This is a genomic window from Sphingomonas edaphi, from assembly GCF_003583725.1.
Classification (GTDB): Bacteria; Pseudomonadota; Alphaproteobacteria; order Sphingomonadales; family Sphingomonadaceae; genus Sphingomicrobium; species Sphingomicrobium edaphi.
Genome location: NZ_QXTF01000001.1, coordinates 1,032,507 through 1,056,944, shown reverse-complemented (window position 1 = coordinate 1,056,944; position 24,438 = coordinate 1,032,507). Strand labels below are relative to the sequence as shown.

The window sequence follows — 24,438 nt, the reverse complement described above, 5'->3', positions numbered from 1 at the left end:
AGAGAGAATGAGCGAGAGCAACGTCAAGTTCACGCGTGATGAAGCGCTGGATTTCCATTCGCGCGGGCGTCCCGGGAAAATCGAGATCATCGCGTCGAAGCCGATGGCGACGCAGCGTGACCTGAGCTTGGCCTATTCGCCGGGCGTTGCGGTCCCGGTCGAGGCGATCGCGGAAGACCCAAGCAGGGCGTATGAGCTGACCGCCAAAGGAAACCTCGTCGCCGTCATCTCCAACGGAACCGCGATCCTTGGCCTGGGCAACCTAGGCGCGCTGGCGTCAAAGCCGGTGATGGAAGGCAAGGCGGTGCTATTCAAGCGCTTCGCGGACGTCGATTCGATCGACCTGGAAGTCGACACGACTGATGCTCAGAGGTTCATCGACGCCGTGTCGCTGCTTGGCCCGAGCTTCGGGGGAATCAACCTTGAGGACATCGCCGCGCCTGAGTGTTTCGTGATTGAGGCTGCGCTCAAGGAAAAGATGAACATCCCGGTCTTCCACGACGACCAGCACGGGACGGCGATCATCACCGCGGCAGGCCTCATCAACGCCTGCCACCTGACAGGCCGGACGCTAAAGGACATCAGGGTTGTCGTGAACGGTGCCGGCGCGGCGGCCATTGCCTGTACCGAATTGATCAAGGCAATGGGCGTTCCGCACAACAATGTGATCATGTGCGACCGTTCCGGCCCGCTTTACCCCGGCCGCGAGAATATGGACCAGTTCAAGTCGGCCCACGCCGTGCCAACGGACGCGCGCAGCCTGGCCGAAGCGCTGGTCGGTGCCGACGTCTTCCTGGGCCTTAGCGCTGCGCGCGCCGTCAGCGGCGACATGGTGAAGGCGATGGCACCCCAGCCAATCATCTTCGCCATGGCAAACCCCGACCCGGAAATTACGCCGCCGGAAGCCAAGGCGGCCCGGCCCGATGCCATCGTCGCGACCGGCCGTTCGGACTATCCGAATCAGGTCAACAATGTGCTGGGCTTCCCCTTCATTTTCCGCGGCGCGCTCGATGTGCGGGCCACCGGGATCAACGAGGAAATGAAAATTGCCGCCGCCAATGCCCTGGCCGAACTGGCGCGCGAAGCGGTGCCGGAGGAAGTGGCGGCGGCCTATGGCGGCATGACCCATCACTTCGGGCCAGATTACATCATTCCGGCTCCCTTCGACCCGCGCTTGATTGAAATCGTGCCGGCCGCCGTTGCCAAGGCCGCGATGGACAGCGGCGTCGCGCAGAAGCCGATCGCAGACATGGCGAAATATCGTGCTGAGCTGCGAGCACGGCTCAATCCCACCTCTTCGGTGCTAAGCCTCGCCTATGAGGCGGCCAAGGCCAATCCGAAGCGCGTCCTGTTCGCGGAGGGCGAAGAGGAAAACGTCCTGCGCGCTGCCATTGCGTTCCGGGAGGGCGGTTATGGCACGCCGGTGCTCGTCGGGCGGGAGGAAGTCTACGACAAGCTCTCCGAACTGGGCGTTGAGGATCCGCAAAGCTACGAAGTGCTGAACAGCCGGAATTCGCCGCTGGTCGGCCGCGCGGTGGATTTCATCTACGCGAAGCATCAGCGTCACGGGCTACTTCGCCGCGCCGCGGAGCGGATGGTGAATCAGGACCGCAACACCTTTGCCGCCGCCATGCTGGCGCTGGGCGAGGGCGATGCAATGATTACCGGAACGACTCGTCCGTTCAGCCAATCGCTGAGCCAGGTGCGCTGGGTCATCGACGACGAGAACGGCCCAACTCCGTTCGGCATTCACGTCATTGCCTCACGGGGGCAGACCGTTCTCATCGCCGACACGGCGGTCACGGAGCGGCCAACCGCCGAGCAATATGCCGCGATTGCGATCCGCGCCGCCGCCTTCGCCCGCCGCATGGGGCAGGAGCCGCGCGTTGCATTTGTCAGCTATACGACGTTCGGCAATCCGCCAGGGCGGCACATAGCGGAATTGCGTGATGCGGTGAAGCTGCTCGACACGCTTCAGACTGACTTTGAATATGAAGGCGAAATGGGACCGGACGTCGCGCTGAACCATGAAGCGCAGGAAAAATACTACCCGTTCAGCCGCCTAACCGGCCCGGCCAATATCTTAGTCATGCCGGGCCTACAGTCCGCCAATATTTCGGCCAAGCTTATCAAGGCGCTGGGCGGCGAAGTGGCGCTCGGACCGTATCTGATGGGCATGTCGTTGCCGGTGCAGATCGCGCCGATGACGGCGTCTTCGTCCGATCTCGTTACTCTCGCGGTCCTGGCCAGCGGCGGGGTCGACGCTATTCGCCGGGCACCGGATCGTAAGGGATAGCCGTACTGCTTACGCAGGCGTGATGAATCTCCTCGCCGACAACGGGGAGATATGCTGATTTCAAGACACCATCGCGGGGCTGTGCGCGCTGGCCTATCGCTGCGCGGTCATTCTTGGCCTTGGCTAAGCCTAGATGCGTTCGACTTGGCTGACCCCATCGGCAGCGCGGAGCGCTGCGATAAGGTTATGGAGGTGGGCTAGGTCGTGGACCTCGACAGCGACGTGGAAGGTGTGAAAGCTGCCGTCGCGATGCGCCAGACCCAGGTTCACGATGTTCGCCCCCTTGGCGCCGAGGATGCTGGCCATCTCGCCCAGCGCCCCCGCCACATCGCGAAGGATAACCATCAGCCGCGCCGTGCCGCCGTCAGACCCGTCGCCCCACGCCAGGTCCAGCCAGTCGGCGTCGACACCAGTCGCCAGCTTGTCGCAGCCGATGACATGGACTTCGATTCCCTCGTCCTCGCGGCGCAGCCCCACGATCCGGTCACCGGGGATGGGATGGCAGCACGATGCAAGGTCGTAGGCAACGCCCGGCGTCAGGCCCTTGATCGAAATGGCAGTACGTTGCCCAAGCGGGCGTGGCGCGACATCGCCGCCGGCAGAGCCCGGCATCAACGCTTCCATCAGCTCGACGTCCGACACGGACCGCCGCGCGATTTTGATCATCAGCGTATCGTGGTCCTCGACCTTGAGCGTCTTGACTGCCCGCTTCAGCGCGTCGTTGCCTAGGGGAGCCGGCAGGCGGGCAACGATCTCGTCGTAAATCTTGCGACCGAGCTCGATCGTCTCGTCGCGCTCCTTGTGGCGGACGAAGCGGCGAATCCCCGCGCGCGCCTTGCCGGTCACGACGAAGCGCAGCCATGAAGGCTGAGGGTGCTGGGCCTCCGACGCCAAGATCTCGACCTGGTCGCCATTGTCGAGGATTGTCCGAAGCGGGACCACGCGTCCGTTTACCTTTGCCCCGACCGTCTGGTCACCGAGATCGGTGTGAACGGCGTAGGAAAAGTCGACTGGCGTCGCACCCTTCGGCAGCTGGATCAGTTCGCCCTTGGGTGTGAAGGCGAAGATCCGGTCTTGGTACATCGCCATCCGCGTATGCTCGAGCAGCTCTTCTGGGTTGGCGGCGTGATCGAGGATTTCGACGAGGTCGGAAATCCACGGGACCTTCGCTTCATCAACCGGTCGCCCTTCCTTGTAGGCCCAGTGCGCGGCCAGGCCGCGTTCCGCCTGTGCATGCATTGCCTTGTCGCGAATCTGGATTTCGATGCGTGATTTGGAATCGTGGATCACCGTGGTGTGAAGCGAGCGATAGCCGTTGCGCTTCGGGGTGGAGATATAGTCCTTGTAGCGGCCCGGGACCATCGGCCAGCGCTGGTGGATGAGGCCAAGAGCGCGATAGCAATCGTCCGGGCTTTCCACGATGACGCGAAAGGCCATCACGTCCGACAACTGCTCGAAACTGATGTGCCGTTCGGCCATTTTCTTCCAGATGGAATAGGGGTGCTTCTCGCGTCCCGTAACCTCTGCTTCAAGTCCGTGGTCGGCAAGGTGGAGCTGCAGGCCGAGGCCGATGCGACTAACTAGGTCGCCGCCGGCTTCGTGAAGCTGCTGCAGCCGCCGCGTGATCGACGCGTAGGCGTCGGGCTCCAGCTCACGGAAAGCCAGGCCCTGCATCTCGTTCATGATTTCGTACATACCGATCCGCTCGGCGAGCGGGGCATAGATATCCATCGTCTCGCGCGCGATGCGGCGGCGCTTATCCTCCGACTTGATGTGGTGGAGCGTGCGCATGTTGTGCAGGCGATCCGCCAGCTTCACTAGCAACACGCGAATGTCGTCGCTGAGCGCCAGCAGGAATTTGCGCAAATTCTCTGCGGCGCGCTCGTTTTCTGATTGCGCCTCGATCTTGCTGAGCTTGGTTACGCCATCGACGAGGCGGGCGACATTGCCCCCGAACAGCTTCTCGATCTGCTCCGGCGTCGCAACGGTATCCTCGATCGTGTCATGCAGGATCGCGGTGACAATCGTCTCGTCGTCCAATTTCAGGTCGGTCAGTATGCCCGCTACCTCGATCGGATGGCTGAAATAAGGGTCGCCGGAGGCCCGGACCTGAGCGCCGTGGGCCTTCATAGAAAAGACGTAGGCGCGGTTGATCAATGCCTCGTCGGCGTCGGGATCATAGGCCCGGACCTTTTCGACCAGTTCATACTGTCTCAACACCGCTCTAATGTGGGGGAGCGGGGGCCTATTTCGCAAGCGCGAAAAAGGGCCGGCCCCCGGGGGAGGGACCGGCCCGTCGAGGAACCGCGCGCGTGCTGCGCGGTCCGGGGAGCATTAATTGGCCTTAGCGAGCGCCGCTGAGTCGCCTCCCTTTGCTGAACTGTTGCACTTGGCCAGCTCCGTAGCACCGAGTGCCCGCCCATCGACGGTAAAGCTTTCAAGGCGCCCTGCCTTGCGGGCGAGGTTCTGGCAGATCACAACCGACCGGCCATAATCGGTAGAGCCTTGGCAGGAACCGCCGGCGCACGACCAGACAATGTCTTTCCCGACGATGCGCGGGGTGGCCGGGGCAGTTACCGGCGTCGCCGAATAGGAGCCGGCGATCGCAGGACTGGCAAGTGCCGCAGCGGCGGTGAACATCAGGGCGAAACGGATCATGAGTGACTCCGCAAATTTGCGTTTCAGGTCGAAACCAGTTTGTCCATCAACGTTTCAACTTGCAACTGTTATTTCGCGAAAGCCTGTGCCTATAGTGCGTCGTGGGAGAGGTACTGCGTTGACGCGAACGGCTAATGAAAACGAACCCGACATCGAGGCTTTCCGCGCTGCGGCACTGAAATGCCCTTTGCCGCCATCAATCGAATTGATCGGCGAAAGATGGGCGTTCCTCATCCTGCGCGGTGCCTTCAACGGACTCCAGCATTTCGAGCAGTTTCAGGCAGGACTGGGTATCGCCCGAAACATCCTGTCGAACCGGCTTGCGCGCATGGTCGAGGGAGGCATACTGGAGCGACGGCCGGACCCGGCCGATCGCCGCAAGGTCATCTATTCGCTCAGTCCCAAGGGGGAAGCGCTGCTTCCGGTCGTGTTGGCGCTCCGCCAATGGGGCGAAGATTGGGGACACGGCACGCAGCATATCGTGCTGGCCGACCAGCGCGATGGCGTTCCCATTCGCCGCATTACGGTCCAAGCCGCTGATGGACGGGAGCTGAAACTGGGTGAGCTTATGTGGGTCGATCGCCCCGCGGGGATCTGAAACGAGAAAGGGCGACCGTTAGGCCGCCCTTCCTGTTTTTCGAACCAACTAAGCGATCAGTCGTAGTCGCCGCCGCTGGGGGTCGGACGCGGCGGAGCGGCCGCCGTTAGGCGGAGCGCCTCGGCCGATTCGCTCAGCGACGCCAATTCGTCCGTCTCGTCATCTTCGTCGATGCGGACGCGCTGTAGGTTGGAAACGATCGCTTCCTCAAGGTGCTTCGGGCGAACCGTCTGCTCCGCGATTTCACGCAGGGCAACCACCGGGTTCTTGTCGCGATCGCGATCGATCGTCAGGTCCGCGCCGCCGGAAATCTGGCGAGCGCGCTGCGCCGCCATCAGCACCAAGTCAAACCGGTTAGGAATCTTGTCGACACAATCTTCGACCGTCACGCGCGCCATTCGTCGCTCCGCCTCTTAATCCAAGCAGGATGGAAAGGCCGGGAGATAGGGAGATGCGCGCCCAGAGTCAATGAAATCGCATGGCGGCAAGTGCTTGCCAGCAGCATCACGCCCCTCCACACAGCGAACGGATGGCCGATGTTCCCCAAGACGACCGGAGCGTGGAGGTAGATGGCAACCGCCTGACACTACTGCCGGAAGGGCCCGAGCGGCTGGCTTGCCTTCTGGCGTTGATTGACAATGCCAAGCGGTCGGTCCGTCTCCTTTATTACATCTATACTGACGACCAGTCCGGCACACTTGTTTATGAAGCGATCGAGCGGGCACTGGACCGTGGCGTGCAACTGTCGCTTCTGGTCGACGGCTTCGGGCTGAAGGCGCCGGAGAATTATTTCTCGCCGCTGGTCGCGAAGGGACTCGTCTTCTGCAAATTTCATCCAACTTTCGGCCGCCGCTATCTAATACGCAATCATCAAAAGCTGGCGCTGGCGGACGAGCGGCAAGTATTAATTGGCGGCTTCAACATCGAAGATAGCTATTTCGGCTCGATCGAGGACGGGGCGTGGCGCGATCTTGGCCTATTGCTGGAAGGTGACGCCGCGGCGCGCCTCGCGCCCTATTATGATGCGTTGCTCCAATGGGCGTTAACCAAAGGCGCGAAGATCCGCGCGCTTAACCGCATCATCCACAGGTACAGCGAAAACAATGGCCCGTTGCAATGGACATTCGGCGGGCCGACACGCGGCCTCTCGCCTTGGGCCACGGCGACTTCGCGCGACCTGCTGACGAGCCGCGACGTCCAAATGATCGCGGCTTATTTTGCGCCGACCTGGGCGATGTTGCGGCGCATCGGGCGCATCGGCCAGAAGGGCCGCGCTCGCATCATCACTGCATCGAAGTCGGACAATCACGCCACGATCGCGGCCGCGCGATACACCTACACCAACTTGCTGCGCCGGGGGATCGAGATCTTCGAGTACTTACCGACCAAGCTCCACAGCAAGCTGGTCGTACTTGACGACATCGTCCACATCGGCTCGTCCAATTTCGACATCCGGAGCCTCTATCTCAACCTTGAGATGATGCTTCGCGTAGACAATCCCGACTTTGCGATGATGATGCGCCATTATTTCGAAGGCGAGATCGAAGCGAGCCAGCAGATTACACCGTATCTTCACCGCAAACGGTCCGGCCTGTGGACTCGGATTGTCCAGGCGATCAGCTTCTTCCTGGTGACGACCGCAGATTATACGGTCACGCGGCGATTAAATTTCCGACCCAGGTTTTAGCCGCGGTCGCGCCAGGCCCAGAACAGGGTTGCCGGCGGCACGTTGATCCATTCGAATCCACGATCGATCCGCTCGAAATGCGGCGCGATGAAATCGCGGACCTTGGGGCTGAACTGGTAGACCAGGAAGGCTCCGCCGTCCCGGATCGCGCGGCCGGTCGCGGCGCCGATAGCATCGCCCACGCCGGGCGGGAGCGTCGAAAAAGGCAAGCCGGATAGGATGTAGTCAGCATGATCGAAGCCGAACTCGGCGATGATCTTCTCAACATCGGCGGCCGAGCCATGAACGGCAATGAAGCGTTCGTCATCGATGTCCCCATTCAGGTAATCGATGAAATCCTGGTTGGTGTCGATCGCGATCAGTTTCGCATCCTTGCCGAGCCTCTCCAGGATCGGCCGGGTAAAGGTGCCGACCCCGGGGCCGTACTCGACAAACAGCTTGGTCGCTGACCAGTCGACCGGCCTTAACATCCTGTCGATCAGGATGCGGCTGGACGGGATGACCGAGCCGACCATCACCGGATGCTTCAGGAAGCCCCTGAGGAATTGCCAGCGCGGGCTCTTGCGGCCTCGGCCGGCGCGCAATTCATGGCGACGCTGGCCTTTATACTGGCTTGCACGGGTGGCGTTCAAAAGGGGCTCCACGAATAATTCAGGGCTCAGGCGTTCGCAAATCGCCAAGCGCTTGGCAAGGCAAATGGGCGGCTATCCCGCACGGTCCGGCGACGTTATGGCATCGGCATGCCGCTCGACAGGACCCGTCCGCGCGTTGCAGGCAGCGCGCTTACGACGCCGCATTTCCTGCTGCTGTATGCTGCCATGCTGGTTGCGGCAGCGGGCAATACCGCGCTCCAGTCGGTGATGCCCGCCATCGGCCGCGAAATTGGCATCTCCGATTTCTGGGTGACGGTTTCCTATACATGGTCGGCAGTGTTGTGGGTGACATTGGCGCCGTTCTGGGCGCGGATGAGCGACCGGCACGGCCGCAAGAAACTGACGCTGGTGGGCGTCGGCGGATTCATTGCGTCGATGGCGCTGTGCGGCCTAGTGCTGCTGGCGGGACTTGAAGGAGCGCTGGCAGGCGGGCTGACCTTTGCGGCGTTCGCTGTGGCACGATCTCTCTACGGTTCGCTCGGATGTGCGACGCCCAGCGCGACGCAGGCCTACCTCGCCTCTCGGACACGCCGGTCAGCGCGCGTTGAGGCGCTCTCGGCCCTGTCGAGCAGTTTCAGCTTGGGAACGATCGTCGGCCCCGCTCTGGCGCCACTGTTCGTCCTTCCTTTGCTGGGTCTGTCCGGCCCGTTGTTCGCATTCGCTGCGATTGCCGTTGTCGTTTTCGCGGCCATCCTGATCGGACTGCCCGACGATACGAAACCAAGGCACGGTCGGCGGGCGGGCCACGGCGCGGCGATGAGCTATCCTTCGCTGGCGAGTACGCCCACCGGAGCCAGTGTCATCGCGGCGACCTCACCGAAGACAGCAAAGCTCAGCTGGAAAGACGCGCGCATACGGCGGTGGATCGTCGCCGGAGTAGTCGCAGGTCATGCCCAGGCCGCGACGTTGGCGTGTCTCGGCTTTTTCGTGATCGATCGGCTGGCACTAGAGCCGCATGGCTCGGAACAGTCGATCGCCATCGTAATGATGGCCGGTGCGGCGGCGACGCTGGCTGCTCAATGGGGGTTGATTCCAAAGCTTCGGCTGGTGCCGCGCTCGCTAATCCTGTGGGGCGCCCTGATCGCGGCGATCGGGCTTGTCGTTACGATGATAGCCAACGACCTTTACGGGCTAGTGCTCGGCTTCGGGATCGCCAGCCTGGGATTTGGCTTCACCCGGCCGGGGTTTACCGGGGGCGCGAGCCTTGCGGTGCCGCTGCAAGAACAGGGTGGCGTTGCGGGCGTCGTCACGGCAGCCAACGGGTCGAGCTTCGTCTTCGCGCCGGCCATCGGCATCCTGTTGTACGGCATTGATCCGCACTGGCCCTTTGCAATCGGCGCGACCCTGCTCGTTGGACTCGTCCTGTGGGGCAGGCGGGCGCTCGATCGGCCCGCCGACCTTTAACCCTTGCCCGGCTCCGACTTACCTGAAACCTTGGGCGTCAGCATGCCTGGCAGGACGAAGCCGATGCCACCGACCGGCTTCACCGCGTCCGACTTTAGCGTCTCCTGAATTTTCGCGTAGTCGGCCAGCATCTCCTCAGTCACCGAGGCGCGGGTTTCGGATAGCGCAGCTTCAAAGTCGGCCATCGTCACCTCACCGCTATCAAGTCCGCGTCGAAGCGCAGTCAGGCCCGCACGGCGCACCAAGTCCTCAAGGTCCGCACCGGTAAACCGCTCCGTCCGCCGCGCGAGGCTTTCCAGGTCAACGTCCTTTGTCAGCGGCATAGTGGACGTATGGATCGCGAGGATTCTGCGACGACCCGCGGTGTCCGGCGTGCCGACGTAAATTAGCTCGTCGAATCGACCGGGGCGGAGCAGCGCCGGGTCGATCAGGTTCGGCCGGTTCGTCGCACCGATGAGGACGACGTTGTTGAGCTCTTCCAGTCCGTCCATTTCGGCCAGGATCGTGTTGACGACGCGCTCGGTGACTTGCGGCTCGCCCATACCGCCGCCGCGGGCGGGGACGAGACTGTCAAGTTCGTCGATGAAGATAACCGTGGGCGCTACCTGTCTGGCTCGTGCGAAAAGACGTGCGATCTGCTGTTCGCTCTCACCGTACCATTTCGAGAGAAGGTCGCTGGACTTCGTGGCGATGAAGTTCGCTTCACTTTCGCGTGCGGTCGCCTTGGCCAGCAACGTCTTGCCGGTGCCCGGCGGACCATAAAGCAAAAACCCTTTGGCCGGACGGATTCCCAGGCGGCGGAACGCCTCCGGATGCTTCAGGGGCAACTCGACACCCTCGCGGAGCTTGTCGCGAGCTTCGTCGAGGCCACCGATATCCTCCCAACCAATGTTCGGCATTTGCACCATGACTTCGCGCATGGCGGACGGCTGGACCCGCTTCAGCGCATTGTCGAAGTCGCTGCCATCGACCGACAACGCATCCAGCACTTCGGCCGGGATGCTTTCTTCGGCCAGGTTGATCTTCGGCATGATTCGCCGAACCGCTTCCAGCGCGGCTTCGCGAGTGAGTGCCGCAAGATCGGCACCGACAAAGCCGTAAGTGCGTCGGGCGAGTTCGTCGAGGTCGACGCCATCCGCCAGCGGCATGCCGCGCGTGTGAATGCCCAGTATTTCGCGGCGCCCGCGCTCATCGGGGACACCGATGACGATCTCGCGGTCGAACCGGCCGGGCCGGCGGAGCGCTTCGTCGATTGCCTCGGGGCGGTTGGTTGCGGCAATGACGACCAAGTTCTGGCGCGGCTCGAGGCCGTCCATCAACGTTAGCAGCTGGGCGACCAGTCGCTTTTCCGCTTCGCCCGTCACCTGGCCCCGCTTGGGCGCGATCGAGTCGATCTCGTCGATGAATATGATCGACGGCGCGGCCTTCGCCGCCTCATCGAAGATCTCGCGGAGCCGCTTTTCGGATTCGCCGTAGGCCGAACCCATGATTTCCGGCCCGGCGATGTGGAAGAATTGGGCGTCGCTCTCGTTCGCGACGGCTTTCGCAAGCCGCGTCTTGCCGGTGCCCGGCGGGCCGTGGAGCAGCACGCCCTTGGGCGGATCGACGCCCAGCCGCTGGAACAGTTCGGGATGGCGCAGTGGCAGTTCGACCATTTCACGCAGCGCGTCGATCGTGTCGGTCATGCCGCCAAGATCGTCGTAGGTGACGTCCGCCCGCCGCTCGCCTTCGCGGCGTTCGGTAAATTCCGGAAGCAACTCGACCTGCGTATTCTCATCGATATGGACGATTCCGCGCGGGACCGTCGAGACGACGCTCAGCCGCACTTCCTGCAGAGCAAAGGCCGGCGCGTTGAGTAGTTGTCGGATGTGATCGGGCATGTCGGCGTTGACGCGCTGGTGGCCCGTTGTCGCTACCGTGTCGCCCTCGCAGAATGGACGGCCTTCGAAACTGCGCTTGAGCGCATCGGCAGACCCTTGAAGGCGGACATTATTCTGAGTGGGAGCAAAGACGACCTTGGTAGCCGGCTTCGATATCGCCTTCTGGACCTCGACAAAGTCGGCGGAACCCACGCCGGCATTGGCGCGCTGCAATCCATCAAGTCGGATGATATCCAGCCCTTGGTCTTCTCCAAAAGGACGAAGCGCGCGGGCCGCCGTCGATCGCTTGCCGATAATTTCGATCACGTCTCCTTCGTTGAGTCCAAGCTCCTGCATCAACTTGGTCGGTAGCCGGGCGATTCCGCGTCCGCTGTCAGCCGGAGGCAGGTTCGCCACCTGCACGCGCCGGGTCATCGTATCGACAGTCGCCATTCGAAATCCTCTTGCTGGAACTCGCCCCAACGGCCCCCTCAACGCACCGCAATAGGAACGGCGGTGCGCCGTTGCGGTTCAATCTGGGGATATCGAGAAGAAAAAAAAGGGCCAGGCGTTGCCGCCCGGCCTTAAGTCTTCAGGAGAGGATGCCTCGAAAGGCCTAAGCGTTATCGCGCTGCACAATAAATTTTGCAAGTGCGATTTTGCAGGTGCGAACAGGCGGACGGACATGGTCCGCGCTCGATCAGTAGGAGAAAGCGGTCGCGGGAGGGCAAGTCGCCCGCTCGACGCAGTCCCGATTTTTTAGAGCTTGATTGTTCCTGCGATCCTTCGGAGCAGGCTGCGCGGCAGGAAGCGGTGGCCCTGTGCCCCGAGCTTGTTCGCGAAGCCCGGAATGACGATCGCTTGGCGCGAATCTAGCCCGGCCAAGCCGGCCGTAACGACGTCGTTCGACTTGGCGGTCAACGGATCCACGATCGGATGCCCATTGAATCCGGCCACTTGCCCGAATTCGGTGGCGGTCGGTCCCGGACAGAGTGCCGACACTACAACGCCATCCTTTCGCACTTCCTCGTGCAGCGCCTCGCTGAACGACAGGACGAACGCCTTGGTAGCGAAATAAACGGCCATGCCGGGCCCGGGCTGGAAAGCGGCGGTCGAAGCGACGTTCAGTATGGCGCCCGACTTTCGCTCAATCATCCCTGGCAAGACGGCGTGCGCCAGCTCCACCAGCGCTCCGCAATTCAGGTCGATCATTTGCCGTTGGCGGGCACCGCCCAGGTCAGCGAAGCGCCCCGTCAGACCGAAACCAGCGTTGTTGACCAACAGTTCTACATGCTCGCCGTTTGAAGCGAGCCCGGCCATCAGCTGCTCTGCCGCCCCGGCCTCGCTAAGGTCGGCGGTGACCGAGCGGGCATTGCCCAGCTCGTCCGCCAACGTATCCAGCCGGTCCTTTCGGCGTGCGACCAGCACCAGGCGCTGCCCACGAGCGGCCAACTGCCTGGCGAAGTCGACTCCTAGTCCGGCCGATGCGCCGGTTATCAGCGTGACCGGCCGGGTCACGTCAGGCGACCGTCGCCTTGACGATTTTGCCGGGTTCGCGCGGTGGCTCGCCGACCGGCAATGCGTCGACATATTCCATGCCACTCTCGACCTGACCCCAGACCGTGTACTGGCTGTCGAGGAAGCGCGCATCGTCGAAGCAGATGAAGAACTGGCTGTTGGCGCTGTTCGGGTTCTGCGCGCGGGCCATTGAGCAAGTGCCGCGCACATGCGGTTCCGAATTGAATTCGGCCTTCAGGTCAGGTTGCTTGGAGCCGCCCATGCCGGTTCCCGTCGGATCGCCGCCCTGGGCCATGAAGCCCGGAATGACGCGGTGGAAAACCACGCCATCGTAAAAGCCGTCGCGGGCGAGGCCCGCGATCCGTTCGACATGGCCGGGAGCCAAGTCGGGGCGAAGCTTGATGACGACGTCGCCGCCGCTGGAAAGGGTAAGGGTCAGGGTGTTGGCGTCGGCCATGATTGCGTCCTCATTTTCTGGAATGTGCGCGCCATGTAAGCGCCCGCCGCGGCTTGCGCCAGTGCGCTTCGGGGCATAGGGAGGCGCACCGGCAGTTCGGGCGAGGGAACATGGCATGAGCGAAAGCGACATCATCGCCACCCCTGCCGTCGAGCCCAACGGTACTCCTCCGGAAGACCGGGTTCACGACAAGGAAGACCGGCTGCGCACCAGCTTCGTCCGCGAAGTACTGGACGCCGTTGCCGACGGCGATGACGAGGCTGCGCGTGCGCTGGTCGCGGGCCTCCACCCCGCCGACATCGCCGATCTGATCGAACTTACGCCGACCGACGAACGCGCAGACCTGATCGAGGCGCTGGCCGGGATGGTCGACGCGGACGTCTATGCCGAGCTTAACGAGCACGTCCGCGAAGACGTGATCGACGAGATGGAGCCGCAGCAGGTCGCCGATCTCGCAGCCCAGCTCGACACCGACGATGCGGTCGCAATCCTCGAGGACCTCGAGGCCGACGACCAGCTGGCCGTTCTGCGCGCGATGGAGCCGGACGACCGCGCTGCGGTCGAGGAAGCGCTGACCTATCCGGAAGAATCCGCCGGCCGCCTGATGCAGCGCGACCTGATCGCGGTGCCGGAACATTGGAAGGTCGGGCAGGTCATCGACTATCTCCGGTCGGGCGACGAACTGGCGACCGATTTCTGGGAAGTGTTCGTCGTGTCTCCGGATCATCATCCGGTCGGGACATGCAAGCTGTCGGCGATCCTCCGCTCGCCGCGGACAGTGCAGGTTAGCGACATCATGGCCCGCAAGCAGACGCTGATCCCGGTCGACCTCGACCAGGAAGAAGTCGCGCTGAAGTTCCAGAAATACGCGCTGATTTCAGCCGCCGTCGTTGATCCCAGCGGGCGGCTGGTCGGCATGATCACCGTCGACGACATCGTCCACATCATTCAGGAAGAAGCTGGCGAAGACGCACTGCTGCTTTCGGGTGCTGGTGAAGGCGACATCAACGAACCGCTGATCGACACTTACAAGTCGCGTGTCCGCTGGCTTGCGGCGAACCTTGTAACGGCACTGGTCGCGGCAACCGTGATCCGCTTTTTCGAGGATTCGATTGCCCGCATGGCGATCCTCGCCGCGCTGATGCCTATCGTTGCCGGGGTGGGTGGTAACGCGGGGACGCAGACGCTGGCCGTGACGGTGCGCGCCATCGCGACCAACCAGCTGACCGGTTCCAACCACTGGCGGGCAGTCTGGCGCGAAATTCGCGTCGCGTTGCTAAACGGCCTGACCATCGCCCTGCTGATCGGGGTTGGCGTCACGATCGTTCTCGGCTCAGCGCAACTTGGCGCGGTCATTGCCGCCGCGATGCTGACGAACATCGTTATTGCCGGGCTCGCAGGCGTGCTCGTGCCGCTTGGACTTGAAAAGGCCGGCACGGATCCCGCCGTTGCCTCGTCGGTGTTCGTGACGATGGTCACCGACTCAATGGGCTTCCTCGTCTTTCTGGGCTTGGCGACGGCGGCGGGCCTCGCCGGCTAGCCCTTTGATACATCCGCGGCCCGTCCTATCTGGGCGGGGTGCCGCTCCATCTCACCAAGGTTGCCGTAGGCTGTGCCAGCGTCGAGGCGCTGCAGAACCGCATCGCGCGCCGCGTGTCAGGAGAAGTGGTGCGTGTGCCGACGCGGATGCGACCCAAGCGGATGAGCGAATTGGTTGGCGGATCGCTGCATTGGATCGTCAAGCACCGGATCGTTGCCCGCCAGGAGATCCTGCGCTTCGAGGACCGCAGCGATGGCCGCATCGACATCGTTTGTGCGGCGGATGTTGTGACGGTCGCTCCCACGCCGAAACGCGCGCATCAGGGCTGGCGCTACCTCGAGGACGAAGATGCGCCGCGCGGTGAGGGCGACGGCAGCGGCATCGGCGAACTGCCGCCGCGCCTGTATGGCAAGTTGGCGGCACTGGCGCTCGTTTAACGCGCTTCGCCCCGACAGGCATTGCCGCTAACGTTGTCGGCGATGCGAGACTCCGGGCCAGCCAGTAGCAGCGCGACGGACGGCTCAGCCGCGCTTAACCGCGCGGCGCTCGTTGCGGATCTCGGGTCATTCTGGCCCCTTTGGCTGCTTATCGCGGCCTCCATCGCGTTGCGGCTGTATCGGTTGGGTGAACTGCCCGGCCTGATCGGTGACGAAGCATGGTATGGCGTGCAGGCCCAGCGGCTGGCGAGTGGGACGGGCGGAGAGCTCCGGACGCCCACCGGTAACGTGCCCGGCCTGTTCCAACTGGGATCAGCCATATTGTTGCACTCGGTGGGTCCACCATCGGCATTGCTGCTCAGAATCCCCGCGCTGCTATCATCTCTTGCAGCGATGGCGCTCGCTTATGCAATCGGACGACGCTTTTTCGGGCCGACGGCCGGGATGGCGGCACTCGTCATTATGGCCTGCCTCCCCGCGAATCTCGCCTATGCGCGCCTAGGCTGGGATCCGAGTCATGCGGCGCTGTTCATTCTCGCCGCAACCTATGCGGCGCTTGCCCGCCGCCGCCTCTTGGCAATGTTGCTGTTCGCGTTGGCGATGGCCAATCATCCGGCAGCGGTGTTCGTCGCGCCTTTCTTGGCCCTGGTCTACGGCGGCGCGGTATTCGCCATTGCGCCACGCCGGACGGCGGCACTGGAGTTGGGGCGTTTCGCGTTGCTGCTTGCGGTGGCTATCGTCCTGATCACGCTGCTGTCGCCGTCAGCATCAAACTACATTGCGCCGGCCCAAATCGCCGCCAGGCTCGTTGACCCGTCCCAGTGGATTTCGTTCGCGGCGGGGTTCCTGCGATTGGTGGCGGGAGACACTACGTCCATCTTCATCGCCGGTCGTGCCCTTGGACCCGCGTCGACGATCTCTCATGCCGCCGTTGCGTTTGGTCTGGTCGGATTCGCAATTGCCGCGGCGGTTACCCTGGTTCGTCGGCCCGACCCGCTGGCCGCGGCGATTTGCCTAGGCTGGTGCGCTAGTGTGATCCTATTGTTTCTGGTGGCGGGATCATGGGCAATGCGGCCCGGGCTGGAGCGGTTTGCGATACCGTTGCTGCCGCTGACCGCGCTTTCGGCGGCTGTCGTGGTACAGCGCCTGGGGCACCGTACCATCGAGCAGACGGTTCTGGCCGTCATCGGCATCGCGGGGCTCGTGGGCTTCACCTTCTCTATCCTGCAGCCGCTGGTTCGAGGCGACTCGCGGCGCGCCGATGCCGTCTGGATCGGACTTCCCGCGCTGAACGAGCAGGCTCTCCGCTTGGTCGCGCGCAGTGCGCCGCGGGGAAAGGTCGTTGTCGTCGCCGAGGATTGGTGGATCTACTGGCCCCTGGTCTATCTCGCGCGAACAGACCGGTTCGCCATTTTGAGTTCCGATAGTGGGACGAGCCCGAACGAAAACGCTTTTTGGATTACTTACCGCGGCGGCGAGATGGACAGGGTGTTGGCCAGCACCGGCTATTGGCTTGCGGGGACGGTCATATCGCCTGATGGGACAGAAGCACTTCGGATCTGGCGAAGTCCGGACTGAATTTACTTACAGCCGCTAACACTGGCCGATCCCTTGGCGTTGATGGTGCAGGACGGCTGGCCGGCCAGCGTTACGGCCGCGAGACCGAGCGCATCGACCTTCGCGGTGCCAGTCACGGCGGTCCGGACGATCGAAGGCCCTTCCGCCCCGATTACGGCATCACGAGTGGTAAGACCGTCGGCGTCAAAATTGGAACTTCCGCGGACCGTTGCGGTCAGCTTGCCGACGCGCCCTGCCAGGCGAGCCGTTCCGGCGCCGGTGATCCCGACTTTCATAGTGTCGATGTCTATCGAATCGATCCGCGCCATTCCGGGGCCCTGGATAGCGAGATCGAATGTCTGGCCGCGCACCTTGTCGACGAGCAACGCGCCAGCGCCATTGATCCACGCATTGGCCAAAGACGGCGTGCCAACTTCGATAGTTACCGCGCCCCGGTCTTCGCCGGGAAACCCGCCCCAGCTTCCGCTTCCTGCGCGGACGACCAACGTTCTGCCCTCGACCCGCACCGACAGGCCGTCGAGCGCTCGTGTGCCCCCGCTGGCTCTCGCATATGGCGACACGCCAGTGTGGAGCGCGACTTGGTACGGACCGTCGATGCGAATCCGGTCGAAGCTGGGCACAGAGAAGTTGCGCTTTACCGCGGGCGCGGCGGCGCCGGCCGGAAGGCTAGCAATCGCAAGCAAGGCGAGGATAGGAAGACGATCGATCATGCTCCCATCCTCGCCTCACATGGTTAACGAAGCGTCAAAATGCTGGCAGCGCTAGCCGCAGCGGACGTTCCCCGATCCGTGCTTCGACACATTGCACTTGGCGCCGCCTGTGATGTCCACGTCACCGGATCCCATAATGGAGACATCGGCGGTCATGCTGGCGTTGGCGCTTACGCTGCCTGAGCCGGCGATCGACACTTCGGCGGCGCGCGTGGCGAGACCGCCGGCGTTGATGTCGCCCGATCCTGCGATCGAAAGATCGACACTATCCGCCTTCCCGGCCGCCGTCACATCGCCCGATCCGGCAATCGACAGCTTCACCGCACCGCCAGCTACGGACGCAAGGCGAAGATCACCGGAACCTGCGACATCACCTTCAAAATCGCCGGCGATCTTGTCGATGCTAATGCCGCCAGACCCGGCGATGGCCGCCTTGCGGAGCATGGCTGCGTTGACCGTAAACACGGCCTTTCCGTTGTTGGTCCAGCTCCAGCGGATTCCCTTGCGCTTCTTCGGCATGATCTTAAGCGTGCCGTCCTCGACGACAACGTCTGTCTCGGACAGCAGGTTTTCCCCGCCGGTCGCGCTGACGCCAGGCTGGCCGCCGGTGACGACGTTAACCTCATAGGGGCCGGCAACGGCAATCTTCTCGAACGCCCCGACCTGATAATTGCGGCTCACCTGCGGACCTGGATCGCGCTCCTCGGCGTCCGCAGAGAAATGGCAAGCTCCGGCCAGCAAAGCGGCGGCGGCAACGGTCGTGAAACTCTTGAGCATCATGGCCTCCCTTTAGCGTATTGCATACATAATACACCAAGGCAGATGCGGAGTGCAACGCAAAAGAAAAGGGCGCCCCGCAAGGGGCGCCCTTATCGATTGGCATCGAAGCTGGACCGCTACGCGTTCGCGGCTTCCTTCGCCTTGTTATGGATCGCGGCGGCCTTGTTCAAGATTTCCAGAATCTTGGCCAGCGCTGCCTTTTCATCGGTCTGTTCCATGGCACCCAACTCACGTGCCAGGCGCGACGAGGCGGCTTCGAAAATCTGCCGTTCCGAATAGCTTTGTTCCGGCTGGTCGTCGGCACGGAACAGGTCGCGGGTCACTTCGGCAATCGACGTCAGGTCGCCTGAGTTGATTTTCGCTTCATATTCCTGCGCACGGCGCGACCACATGGTGCGTTTGACCTTCGGCTTGCCCGTCAGCGTTTCCAGCGCGTCTTTCATCGTCTTGTCGCTCGACAGCTTGCGCATGCCGACCGAGTCCGCCTTCGCGACGGGAACGCGAAGCGTCATTTTTTCCTTTTCGAAGCGCAGCACGTAAAGATCGAGACTGGTTCCGGCGATTTCGGTGCTTTGCAGTTCGACCACCCGGCCAACGCCATGCTTGGGGTACACCACATAATCGCCAACATCGAAGCTAAGGGCCTTTGCAGCCATTCCGTCACCTTTCTCAAATGTCCACATCGCAGTCACAGCCGTTTGCGCACCGTATCGCCCCCCAATAGCGACCCCCCGGTCCCGGCCATGGCCTTCGTGGATTTTGATCCTGTATGGAACGACCGCCGCAGGAGGCGACGGCCGAATGACCATTATATAACAGAAAAATCTCTAAATCGCGAGTCCCAGTTGCCGCGGCGCGGAGTCGTCCTCCTCGATCAGCGAATGGAGCCCCAAGCCTAACAATCTGATTCCCTTGGGAACGGGCAGAATCTGGCCAAGCAGCGATTGCCCTGCGGCCTCGAATGCATCGAAATCCGGCACCGTGGACGCAAAGCTCTTCGATCGGGTGATCAGCGTGAAATCGGCATATTTCACCTTTAACGTCACCGTTCGCCCGCGCACTTGGGCGCGCTCGATCCGTTGCCAGGCATAACCGGCCACGCGCGACACTTCGCGCCGCAAATCTTCTTCTGCCGTAAAGTCCACGTCAAAGGTCCGTTCGGCGCTGACGGACTTATAGGGGCGATCAGACTTCACTTCTCGCTCGTCGATGCCCCGCGCGATGCGCCAGTACCAGCGGCCTGAGGAGCCGAAATGCGCTTCCAGCTGTTCGAGTGGCCAAGCCGCGAGATCCGCACCGGTTAGGATTCCCAGCCGCTCCATCTTCGCCGCCGTTACCGGCCCCACGCCGTGGAACCGCTTTACTGGAAGCGTGGCGACGAAGACGGCGCCCCGGTGCGGCGGAACGACGCATAGTCCGTCAGGCTTATTCTGGTCGCTCGCCAGCTTGGCGATGAATTTGCAGTAGCTCACGCCTGCGGATGCGGTTAGGCCCGTTTCCGCCTTGATCCGCGCCCTGATTTCCTCGGCGATCAACCTTGCCGTTCCTAAGCCGCGCCGGTCTTCGCTGACGTCGAGGTAGGCCTCGTCCAAGCTCAATGGCTCGATCAGGTCGGTATAGTCCGCGAAAATGGCGCGGATTTGGTGCGACACGGCGCGATATACGTCGAACCGCGGCTTAACGAATATCAGGCCGGGGCAGCGGCGTCTGGCCGTGACCGACGGCATGGCCGAACGAACGCCGAAGGAGCGGGCCTCATAGCTTGCTGCCGCGACCACGCCACGATGTCCGCCGCCCACCGCGACAGGCCTGCCCCGAAGCTCTGGATTGTCCCGCTGCTCGACCGACGCATAGAAAGCGTCCATGTCGACATGGATGATCTTGCGCGGTGGCGTATCGTTCACGACACGTTCTCTAACTTGGCTTTGCCGCCGAGTCATGCTTAAGGGCGCGGCAATCTGACCCCGTCATTTTTTCCGGAAAAAGCAACATGAACATCCACGAATATCAGGCGAAGGAATTGCTGGCGAAGTTCGGCGTGCCGGTTCCCGCCGGTCATGCGGCGATGAGCGTCGACGAGGCCGTCGAAGCGGCAAAGCAGCTTCCCGGGCCTCTGTGGGTAGTCAAGGCGCAGATTCATGCGGGTGGTCGCGGCAAGGGCAAGTTCAAGGAGCTTGGCCCGGACGCGAAGGGCGGCGTTCGCCTCGCCAAGTCGGTGGACGAAGTTCGCGCGAATGCCGAGGAAATGCTGGGCAAGACGCTGGTAACCATCCAGACCGGCGCCGAAGGCAAGCAGGTCCAGCGTCTGTACATCACCGACGGCGTCGACATCGCCAAGGAATTCTACTTGGCGCTGTTGGTTGACCGAGCTACCGGCCGTGTCGCGATCGTCGCTTCGACGGAAGGCGGCATGGATATTGAACAGGTCGCACATGACGCGCCGGAAAAGATCCACACAATTACGGTTGATCCGGCGACGGGCCTGATGCCGCACCATGGTCGCGCGGTTGCAGCTGCGCTGGGCCTGTCCGGCGATCTTGCAAAGCAAGCCGCCAACGTGACTGCAAAGCTGTACGACGCATTTCTCGGCACCGACGCCTCGCAGATCGAGATCAACCCGCTTGCAATCACCGAAGACAATAAGTTGATGGTTCTCGACGCAAAGGTCGGTTTCGACAGCAACGCCATGTTCCGTCACAAGGACCTCGCCGAGCTGCGTGACCTTACCGAAGAAGACCCAATGGAGATCGAGGCGTCGAAGTACGACCTCGCCTACATCAAGCTGGATGGCGACATCGGCTGCATGGTTAACGGCGCCGGCCTTGCCATGGCGACGATGGACATCATCAAGCTGAACGGCGCGTTCCCGGCCAACTTCCTCGATGTCGGCGGCGGCGCCTCGAAGGAGAAGGTGACGGCGGCGTTCAAAATCATCCTCAGCGATCCGGCGGTGAAGGGCATCCTCGTCAACATCTTTGGCGGGATCATGCGTTGCGACACGATTGCCGAAGGCATCGTCGCGGCCGCTCGCGAAGTTGACCTTGACGTACCGCTGGTCGTTCGCCTCGAAGGTACGAACGTGAGCCAAGGCAAGGAGATCCTGGCCAACAGCGGTTTGCCGATCGTCGCCGCCAACGATCTGGGCGATGCTGCTCGCAAGATCGTCGCGCAGGTCAAGGTCGCCGCCTAAGATTCTTCAGGAGAGCAAGATGAAGCTTCTCGTCGCCGTCAAACGGGTGATCGATTACAACGTCAAGCCGCGCGTCAAGATGGACGGCAGCGGTGTTGACCTCGCGAACGTCAAGATGAGCATGAACCCGTTCGACGAGATTGCGGTCGAAGAAGCCATCCGGCTGAAGGAAAAGGGCGCGGCGACCGAGATCGTGGTCGTGTCGATCGGCCCGGCCAAGGCTCAGGAAACGTTGCGCACCGCATTGGCAATGGGTGCTGACCGCGCCGTGCTGGTGCAAACGGAGGAAGAAGTTGAGCCGTTGGCGGTAGCGAAGATCCTGAAGGGCGTCGCGGAGGAAGAACAGCCGGGCCTGGTGATCCTCGGCAAGCAGGCGATCGACGACGACAGCAATCAGACGGGCCAGATGCTGGCCGCGCTGCTGGGCTGGCCGCAGGGCACCTTCGCGTCGAAGGTCGACGTCGCGGGTTCCGACGTCAGCGTCACGCGTGAAATCGACGGCGGTCTGGAAACCGTGAAGCTGGAGACGCCAGCGATCGTCACCACTGATCTGCGTCTCAACGAGCCGCGTTACGCGTCGCTGCCGAACATCATGAAAGCGAAGTCAAAGCCACTCGTGACCAAGTCGCCGGGCGATTACGGCGTCGATGTCGCACCGCGCCTTGAAACGCTGAAGGTGGTGGAGCCGCCGAAGCGGCAGGCGGGCGTCAAGGTCGGCTCGGTTGATGAGCTGGTCGCAAAGCTGAAGAGCCTGGGAGTCGCGAAATGAAGACGCTTGTCCTCGTCGAACATGAAGGCGGCCAGATCAAGGACGCAACGCTCGCTGCCGTGACCGCGGCTTCGCAACTCGGGGACGTCAATCTCCTGGTCGTCGGAACCGGCATCGATGCAGTTGCGCAGGCGGCGGCAAAGATAGCTGGCGCCGGCACTGTCCATGCTGCCAACGCCGCTCATTTGCAGCATCAGCTGGCCGAAGATGTCGCGCCCGTCGCGGCGGGCCTGATGGCCAATTACGACGCGTTCCTCGCTCCTGCAACGACGACGGGTAAGAACATTGCACCGCGCATCGCCGCAATGCTCGACGTCATGCAGATTAGCGACATCCTGTCCGTCGAGGACGCCGACACGTTCACCCGCCCAATTTACGCCGGCAACGCAATCGCGACGGTAAAATCAAAGGATGCGAAGAAGGTCATCACCGTGCGCGGGACGGCGTTCGAAAAGGCCTCGGCCGAAGGGGGCAGCGGCACGGTCGAAGCGGTCGAAGCTGGTAGCGCGTCTGGCAAGTCCAGCTTCGTCGGTGCCGAGCTCTCCAAGTCTGAGCGCCCCGAACTGACCAGCGCCAAGATCATTGTCTCCGGCGGCCGTGCCTTTGGATCGAACGACCAGTTTCACGGCCTGCTTGATCCGCTGGCCGACAAGCTCGGCGCGGCGGTCGGCGCGTCACGCGCGGCGGTCGACGCGGGCTATGCGCCCAACGATTACCAAGTTGGCCAGACGGGTAAGATCGTTGCCCCCGAAGTCTATATCGCAATCGGAATTTCTGGCGCGATCCAGCACCTTGCGGGGATGAAAGATTCGAAGACCATCGTCGCCATCAACAAGGATGAAGAAGCCCCGATCTTCCAGGTCGCGGACGTTGGCCTGGTTGGCGACCTGTTCAAGATCGTCCCGGAACTGACGGAAAAGCTCTAAGGCCTCAGGTCGCCAGGCAGCGTGGGCTCGGACAGGATTTTCTCCATCCGGGCCCAGCGCGCCTTGGGATCGGTGCCGGCCGCTTCGACATAAGCGCGAACCAAGTCTTGGCCCAGGCCGTAGTTGATCACATAGGTCCGATACTGGTCGGTAAAGTCGAGGCTCTTCTCGGCCCGTTCCTTCGATTGCAGCTGGTACTTCTGGCTTAGCTCCACCGCCCGGTCGCGGTCGATGCGCCCTTCCAGATATTCACGGGCAATGGTGAAACGCGCACCGGCCAAATCCTTTAAGGCCTTGGTCAGGGCGAGATATTTGGCTGCCTCCCCGGCCGAAAGGCCAGCCAGCGGATAAATGGTCGCCGCTTCAAACTTGAGCTGCTCGTCGCCGGGAAACGCAAGATCGATTCCGTAATTGGCAGACCCTTCCGCGATCAGGGATTGCGGCGAGTACAGCGGGTAGATGCTAAACTCGATCCAGTCCCGCCCCTTCGTCAGCTTTTCCTCAAGCAGCGCGTTCAGAACATGGTGACCTGGATAGCCCTCGTGACAGCCTAGGTCGACTGCCCGGCTGATCCGGATCGGCAGGTCGGTGTTTACCTGGATTAGGCTGTGCGCATTGCCTTTGTAGTAATTGTATCCGCTCCAGCTCTTGCCGGTGACGAACTCCAGCTTGAAGCTTTCGTTCTTGGGCAGGGCAATATGCTGGAACGTGCGGCGCTTGCACTCGGCGATGGCCGCGTCAAAAACTGGCTTCAGCCGCTCGGCCGGAATGTTAAATCTGTCCTGAAAGGATTCGACCCGGTCGGCAAGCGTGCCATCTCCCGGCACCAGTGCCTCGATCTTGGCGAGGACGGCGTCATAGGTTGGTAGCGGCTTCAGGTCGGGCACAACGCCGAACAGGCCTTTCGCCTCATCGGCAAACGATAGCTTTTCGCCCTGCATCATCTTTAGGCGCGTCGCCGCCGCGGTCAGTTGCGCGGCCAAAAAGCGGACGCGCCGACTTTCGAGTGAATCGCCGTTTGTCGGCAGAGAGGCTACCTTCGCCTGCAGTGCCTGCGTTTCCTGTGCCAACTCCGCGAGGGACAGATTGGCCGCCTTTGCCTTAGCTTCGGCTTGAATGTCAGACGGCCCATAATAGGCGTCGATATAGCCTTCCTCCTTTTCCCCGATTTCCAGGCTGAGCAGCACATATTCGCGCGCTAACGCGTCGATATCGCTCGGCGATGCGGGGGCTTTGCGGCTGCAGGCGGTAATGGCCATCGCGGCGAAAAAGATGACGGCGGCATTTTTCATGGACGGACCTTTACGACGAGCGACGGCCGTTGTCGGATTCCGGTTCAATCGCGTCAACCGTCCCGGACAGCAAACCGGGCTCGCTC

22 protein-coding genes are annotated in these 24,438 nt (G+C 62.4%); 10 read left to right on the top strand and 12 right to left on the bottom strand.

Features of this window, described 5'->3' with window-relative positions; genetic code table 11:
- Positions 1 to 7: 7 nt before the first annotated feature.
- Positions 8 to 2,296 (top strand): NADP-dependent malic enzyme, encoded by a 2,289-nt coding sequence (locus D3M59_RS05425; RefSeq protein WP_119532273.1) that lies wholly within the window; start codon positions 8 to 10, stop codon positions 2,294 to 2,296.
- 129 nt (positions 2,297 to 2,425) lie between these two features.
- On the opposite strand, the gene D3M59_RS05420 is transcribed toward D3M59_RS05425, so the two are convergent.
- Positions 2,426 to 4,516 carry a RelA/SpoT family protein gene (locus tag D3M59_RS05420; protein ID WP_119532271.1) on the bottom strand — a complete coding sequence of 697 codons (2,091 nt, stop codon included), beginning with the start codon at positions 4,514 to 4,516 and terminating at the stop codon, positions 2,426 to 2,428.
- Between the two features lie 114 nt (positions 4,517 to 4,630).
- Complete coding sequence (locus D3M59_RS05415) at positions 4,631 to 4,954, bottom strand: CC_3452 family protein (protein WP_119532269.1); 324 nt, start codon at positions 4,952 to 4,954, stop codon at positions 4,631 to 4,633.
- A gap of 118 nt (positions 4,955 to 5,072) precedes the next feature.
- Here D3M59_RS05415 and D3M59_RS05410 point away from each other — a divergent pair, with 118 nt between their 5' ends.
- A complete protein-coding gene (locus D3M59_RS05410; RefSeq protein ID WP_233543146.1) occupies positions 5,073 to 5,552 on the top strand; it encodes a winged helix-turn-helix transcriptional regulator in 480 nt (159 codons plus the stop codon).
- Between the two features lie 56 nt (positions 5,553 to 5,608).
- Here D3M59_RS05410 and rpoZ read toward each other — a convergent pair whose 3' ends face one another.
- Positions 5,609 to 5,950, bottom strand: coding sequence for a DNA-directed RNA polymerase subunit omega (gene rpoZ / locus D3M59_RS05405; RefSeq protein WP_119532265.1), 342 nt, complete (start codon positions 5,948 to 5,950; stop codon positions 5,609 to 5,611).
- A gap of 80 nt (positions 5,951 to 6,030) precedes the next feature.
- Between rpoZ and D3M59_RS05400 the strand changes: the two genes are divergently transcribed.
- The gene (locus D3M59_RS05400; RefSeq protein WP_233543145.1) at positions 6,031 to 7,239 is read left to right on the top strand and encodes a phospholipase D-like domain-containing protein; all 1,209 of its coding nucleotides are present in this window, start codon (positions 6,031 to 6,033) and stop codon (positions 7,237 to 7,239) included.
- On the opposite strand, the gene D3M59_RS05395 is transcribed toward D3M59_RS05400, so the two are convergent.
- On the bottom strand, positions 7,236 to 7,754 hold the full coding sequence (locus D3M59_RS05395) for a class I SAM-dependent methyltransferase (protein ID WP_119532892.1): 519 nt from the start codon (positions 7,752 to 7,754) through the stop codon (positions 7,236 to 7,238). The two genes, D3M59_RS05400 and D3M59_RS05395, sit on opposite strands and share 4 nt — an antisense overlap.
- 225 nt (positions 7,755 to 7,979) lie before the next feature.
- Here D3M59_RS05395 and D3M59_RS05390 point away from each other — a divergent pair, with 225 nt between their 5' ends.
- On the top strand, positions 7,980 to 9,296 hold the full coding sequence (locus D3M59_RS05390; RefSeq protein ID WP_119532261.1) for an MFS transporter: 1,317 nt from the start codon (positions 7,980 to 7,982) through the stop codon (positions 9,294 to 9,296).
- On the opposite strand, the gene D3M59_RS05385 is transcribed toward D3M59_RS05390, so the two are convergent.
- The 3 genes from D3M59_RS05385 to D3M59_RS05375 form a co-directional block, all read right to left on the bottom strand.
- Entirely contained in the window at positions 9,293 to 11,608 is a 2,316-nt protein-coding gene (locus D3M59_RS05385) for a CDC48 family AAA ATPase (RefSeq protein ID WP_119532259.1), read from the bottom strand. The genes D3M59_RS05390 and D3M59_RS05385 overlap by 4 nt on opposite strands.
- Before the next feature lie 306 nt (positions 11,609 to 11,914).
- Positions 11,915 to 12,673: an SDR family NAD(P)-dependent oxidoreductase gene (locus D3M59_RS05380; RefSeq protein WP_233543144.1), complete on the bottom strand. Its 759-nt coding sequence runs from the start codon at positions 12,671 to 12,673 to the stop codon at positions 11,915 to 11,917.
- A 1-nt stretch (position 12,674) separates the two neighbouring features.
- On the bottom strand, positions 12,675 to 13,130 hold the full coding sequence (locus D3M59_RS05375) for a peptidylprolyl isomerase (protein WP_119532891.1): 456 nt from the start codon (positions 13,128 to 13,130) through the stop codon (positions 12,675 to 12,677).
- A 115-nt stretch (positions 13,131 to 13,245) separates the two neighbouring features.
- Here D3M59_RS05375 and mgtE point away from each other — a divergent pair, with 115 nt between their 5' ends.
- From mgtE to D3M59_RS05360, 3 genes are read left to right on the top strand one after another with little or no spacing between them, the layout of a single operon-like run.
- Positions 13,246 to 14,670 carry a magnesium transporter gene (gene mgtE, locus D3M59_RS05370; protein WP_119532255.1) on the top strand — a complete coding sequence of 475 codons (1,425 nt, stop codon included), beginning with the start codon at positions 13,246 to 13,248 and terminating at the stop codon, positions 14,668 to 14,670.
- A 38-nt stretch (positions 14,671 to 14,708) separates the two neighbouring features.
- On the top strand, positions 14,709 to 15,107 hold the full coding sequence (locus D3M59_RS05365; protein WP_119532254.1) for a DUF1489 family protein: 399 nt from the start codon (positions 14,709 to 14,711) through the stop codon (positions 15,105 to 15,107).
- 42 nt (positions 15,108 to 15,149) lie between these two features.
- The gene (locus tag D3M59_RS05360) at positions 15,150 to 16,685 is read left to right on the top strand and encodes a glycosyltransferase family 39 protein (protein WP_119532253.1); all 1,536 of its coding nucleotides are present in this window, start codon (positions 15,150 to 15,152) and stop codon (positions 16,683 to 16,685) included.
- A 2-nt stretch (positions 16,686 to 16,687) separates the two neighbouring features.
- On the opposite strand, the gene D3M59_RS05355 is transcribed toward D3M59_RS05360, so the two are convergent.
- The 4 genes from D3M59_RS05355 to dinB all read right to left on the bottom strand — a co-directional run bounded on the left by D3M59_RS05355 (position 16,688) and on the right by dinB (position 20,040).
- A complete protein-coding gene (locus tag D3M59_RS05355; protein WP_119532252.1) occupies positions 16,688 to 17,395 on the bottom strand; it encodes a GIN domain-containing protein in 708 nt (235 codons plus the stop codon).
- A gap of 51 nt (positions 17,396 to 17,446) precedes the next feature.
- Positions 17,447 to 18,175, bottom strand: a complete 729-nt coding sequence (locus D3M59_RS05350; protein ID WP_119532251.1) for a head GIN domain-containing protein — start codon at positions 18,173 to 18,175, stop codon at positions 17,447 to 17,449.
- Positions 18,176 to 18,291: 116 nt separating this feature from the next.
- A complete protein-coding gene (locus D3M59_RS05345; protein ID WP_119532250.1) occupies positions 18,292 to 18,831 on the bottom strand; it encodes a CarD family transcriptional regulator in 540 nt (179 codons plus the stop codon).
- 171 nt (positions 18,832 to 19,002) lie between these two features.
- Positions 19,003 to 20,040, bottom strand: coding sequence for a DNA polymerase IV (dinB, locus tag D3M59_RS05340; protein WP_233543179.1), 1,038 nt, complete (start codon positions 20,038 to 20,040; stop codon positions 19,003 to 19,005).
- Positions 20,041 to 20,165: 125 nt separating this feature from the next.
- On the opposite strand from dinB, the gene sucC reads away from it, so the two are divergent.
- The 3 genes from sucC to D3M59_RS05325 are packed head-to-tail and all read left to right on the top strand — an operon-like array spanning position 20,166 to position 23,060.
- On the top strand, positions 20,166 to 21,365 hold the full coding sequence (gene sucC / locus D3M59_RS05335; protein ID WP_119532248.1) for an ADP-forming succinate--CoA ligase subunit beta: 1,200 nt from the start codon (positions 20,166 to 20,168) through the stop codon (positions 21,363 to 21,365).
- A gap of 19 nt (positions 21,366 to 21,384) precedes the next feature.
- The gene (locus tag D3M59_RS05330) at positions 21,385 to 22,134 is read left to right on the top strand and encodes an electron transfer flavoprotein subunit beta/FixA family protein (RefSeq protein WP_119532247.1); all 750 of its coding nucleotides are present in this window, start codon (positions 21,385 to 21,387) and stop codon (positions 22,132 to 22,134) included.
- On the top strand, positions 22,131 to 23,060 hold the full coding sequence (locus D3M59_RS05325) for an electron transfer flavoprotein subunit alpha/FixB family protein (RefSeq protein WP_119532246.1): 930 nt from the start codon (positions 22,131 to 22,133) through the stop codon (positions 23,058 to 23,060). Before D3M59_RS05330 ends, D3M59_RS05325 begins: the two co-directional genes overlap by 4 nt.
- Here the strand turns inward: D3M59_RS05325 and D3M59_RS05320 are convergent.
- Positions 23,057 to 24,352: a hypothetical protein gene (locus tag D3M59_RS05320; protein WP_119532245.1), complete on the bottom strand. Its 1,296-nt coding sequence runs from the start codon at positions 24,350 to 24,352 to the stop codon at positions 23,057 to 23,059. The genes D3M59_RS05325 and D3M59_RS05320 overlap by 4 nt on opposite strands.
- Positions 24,353 to 24,438 lie beyond the last annotated feature (86 nt).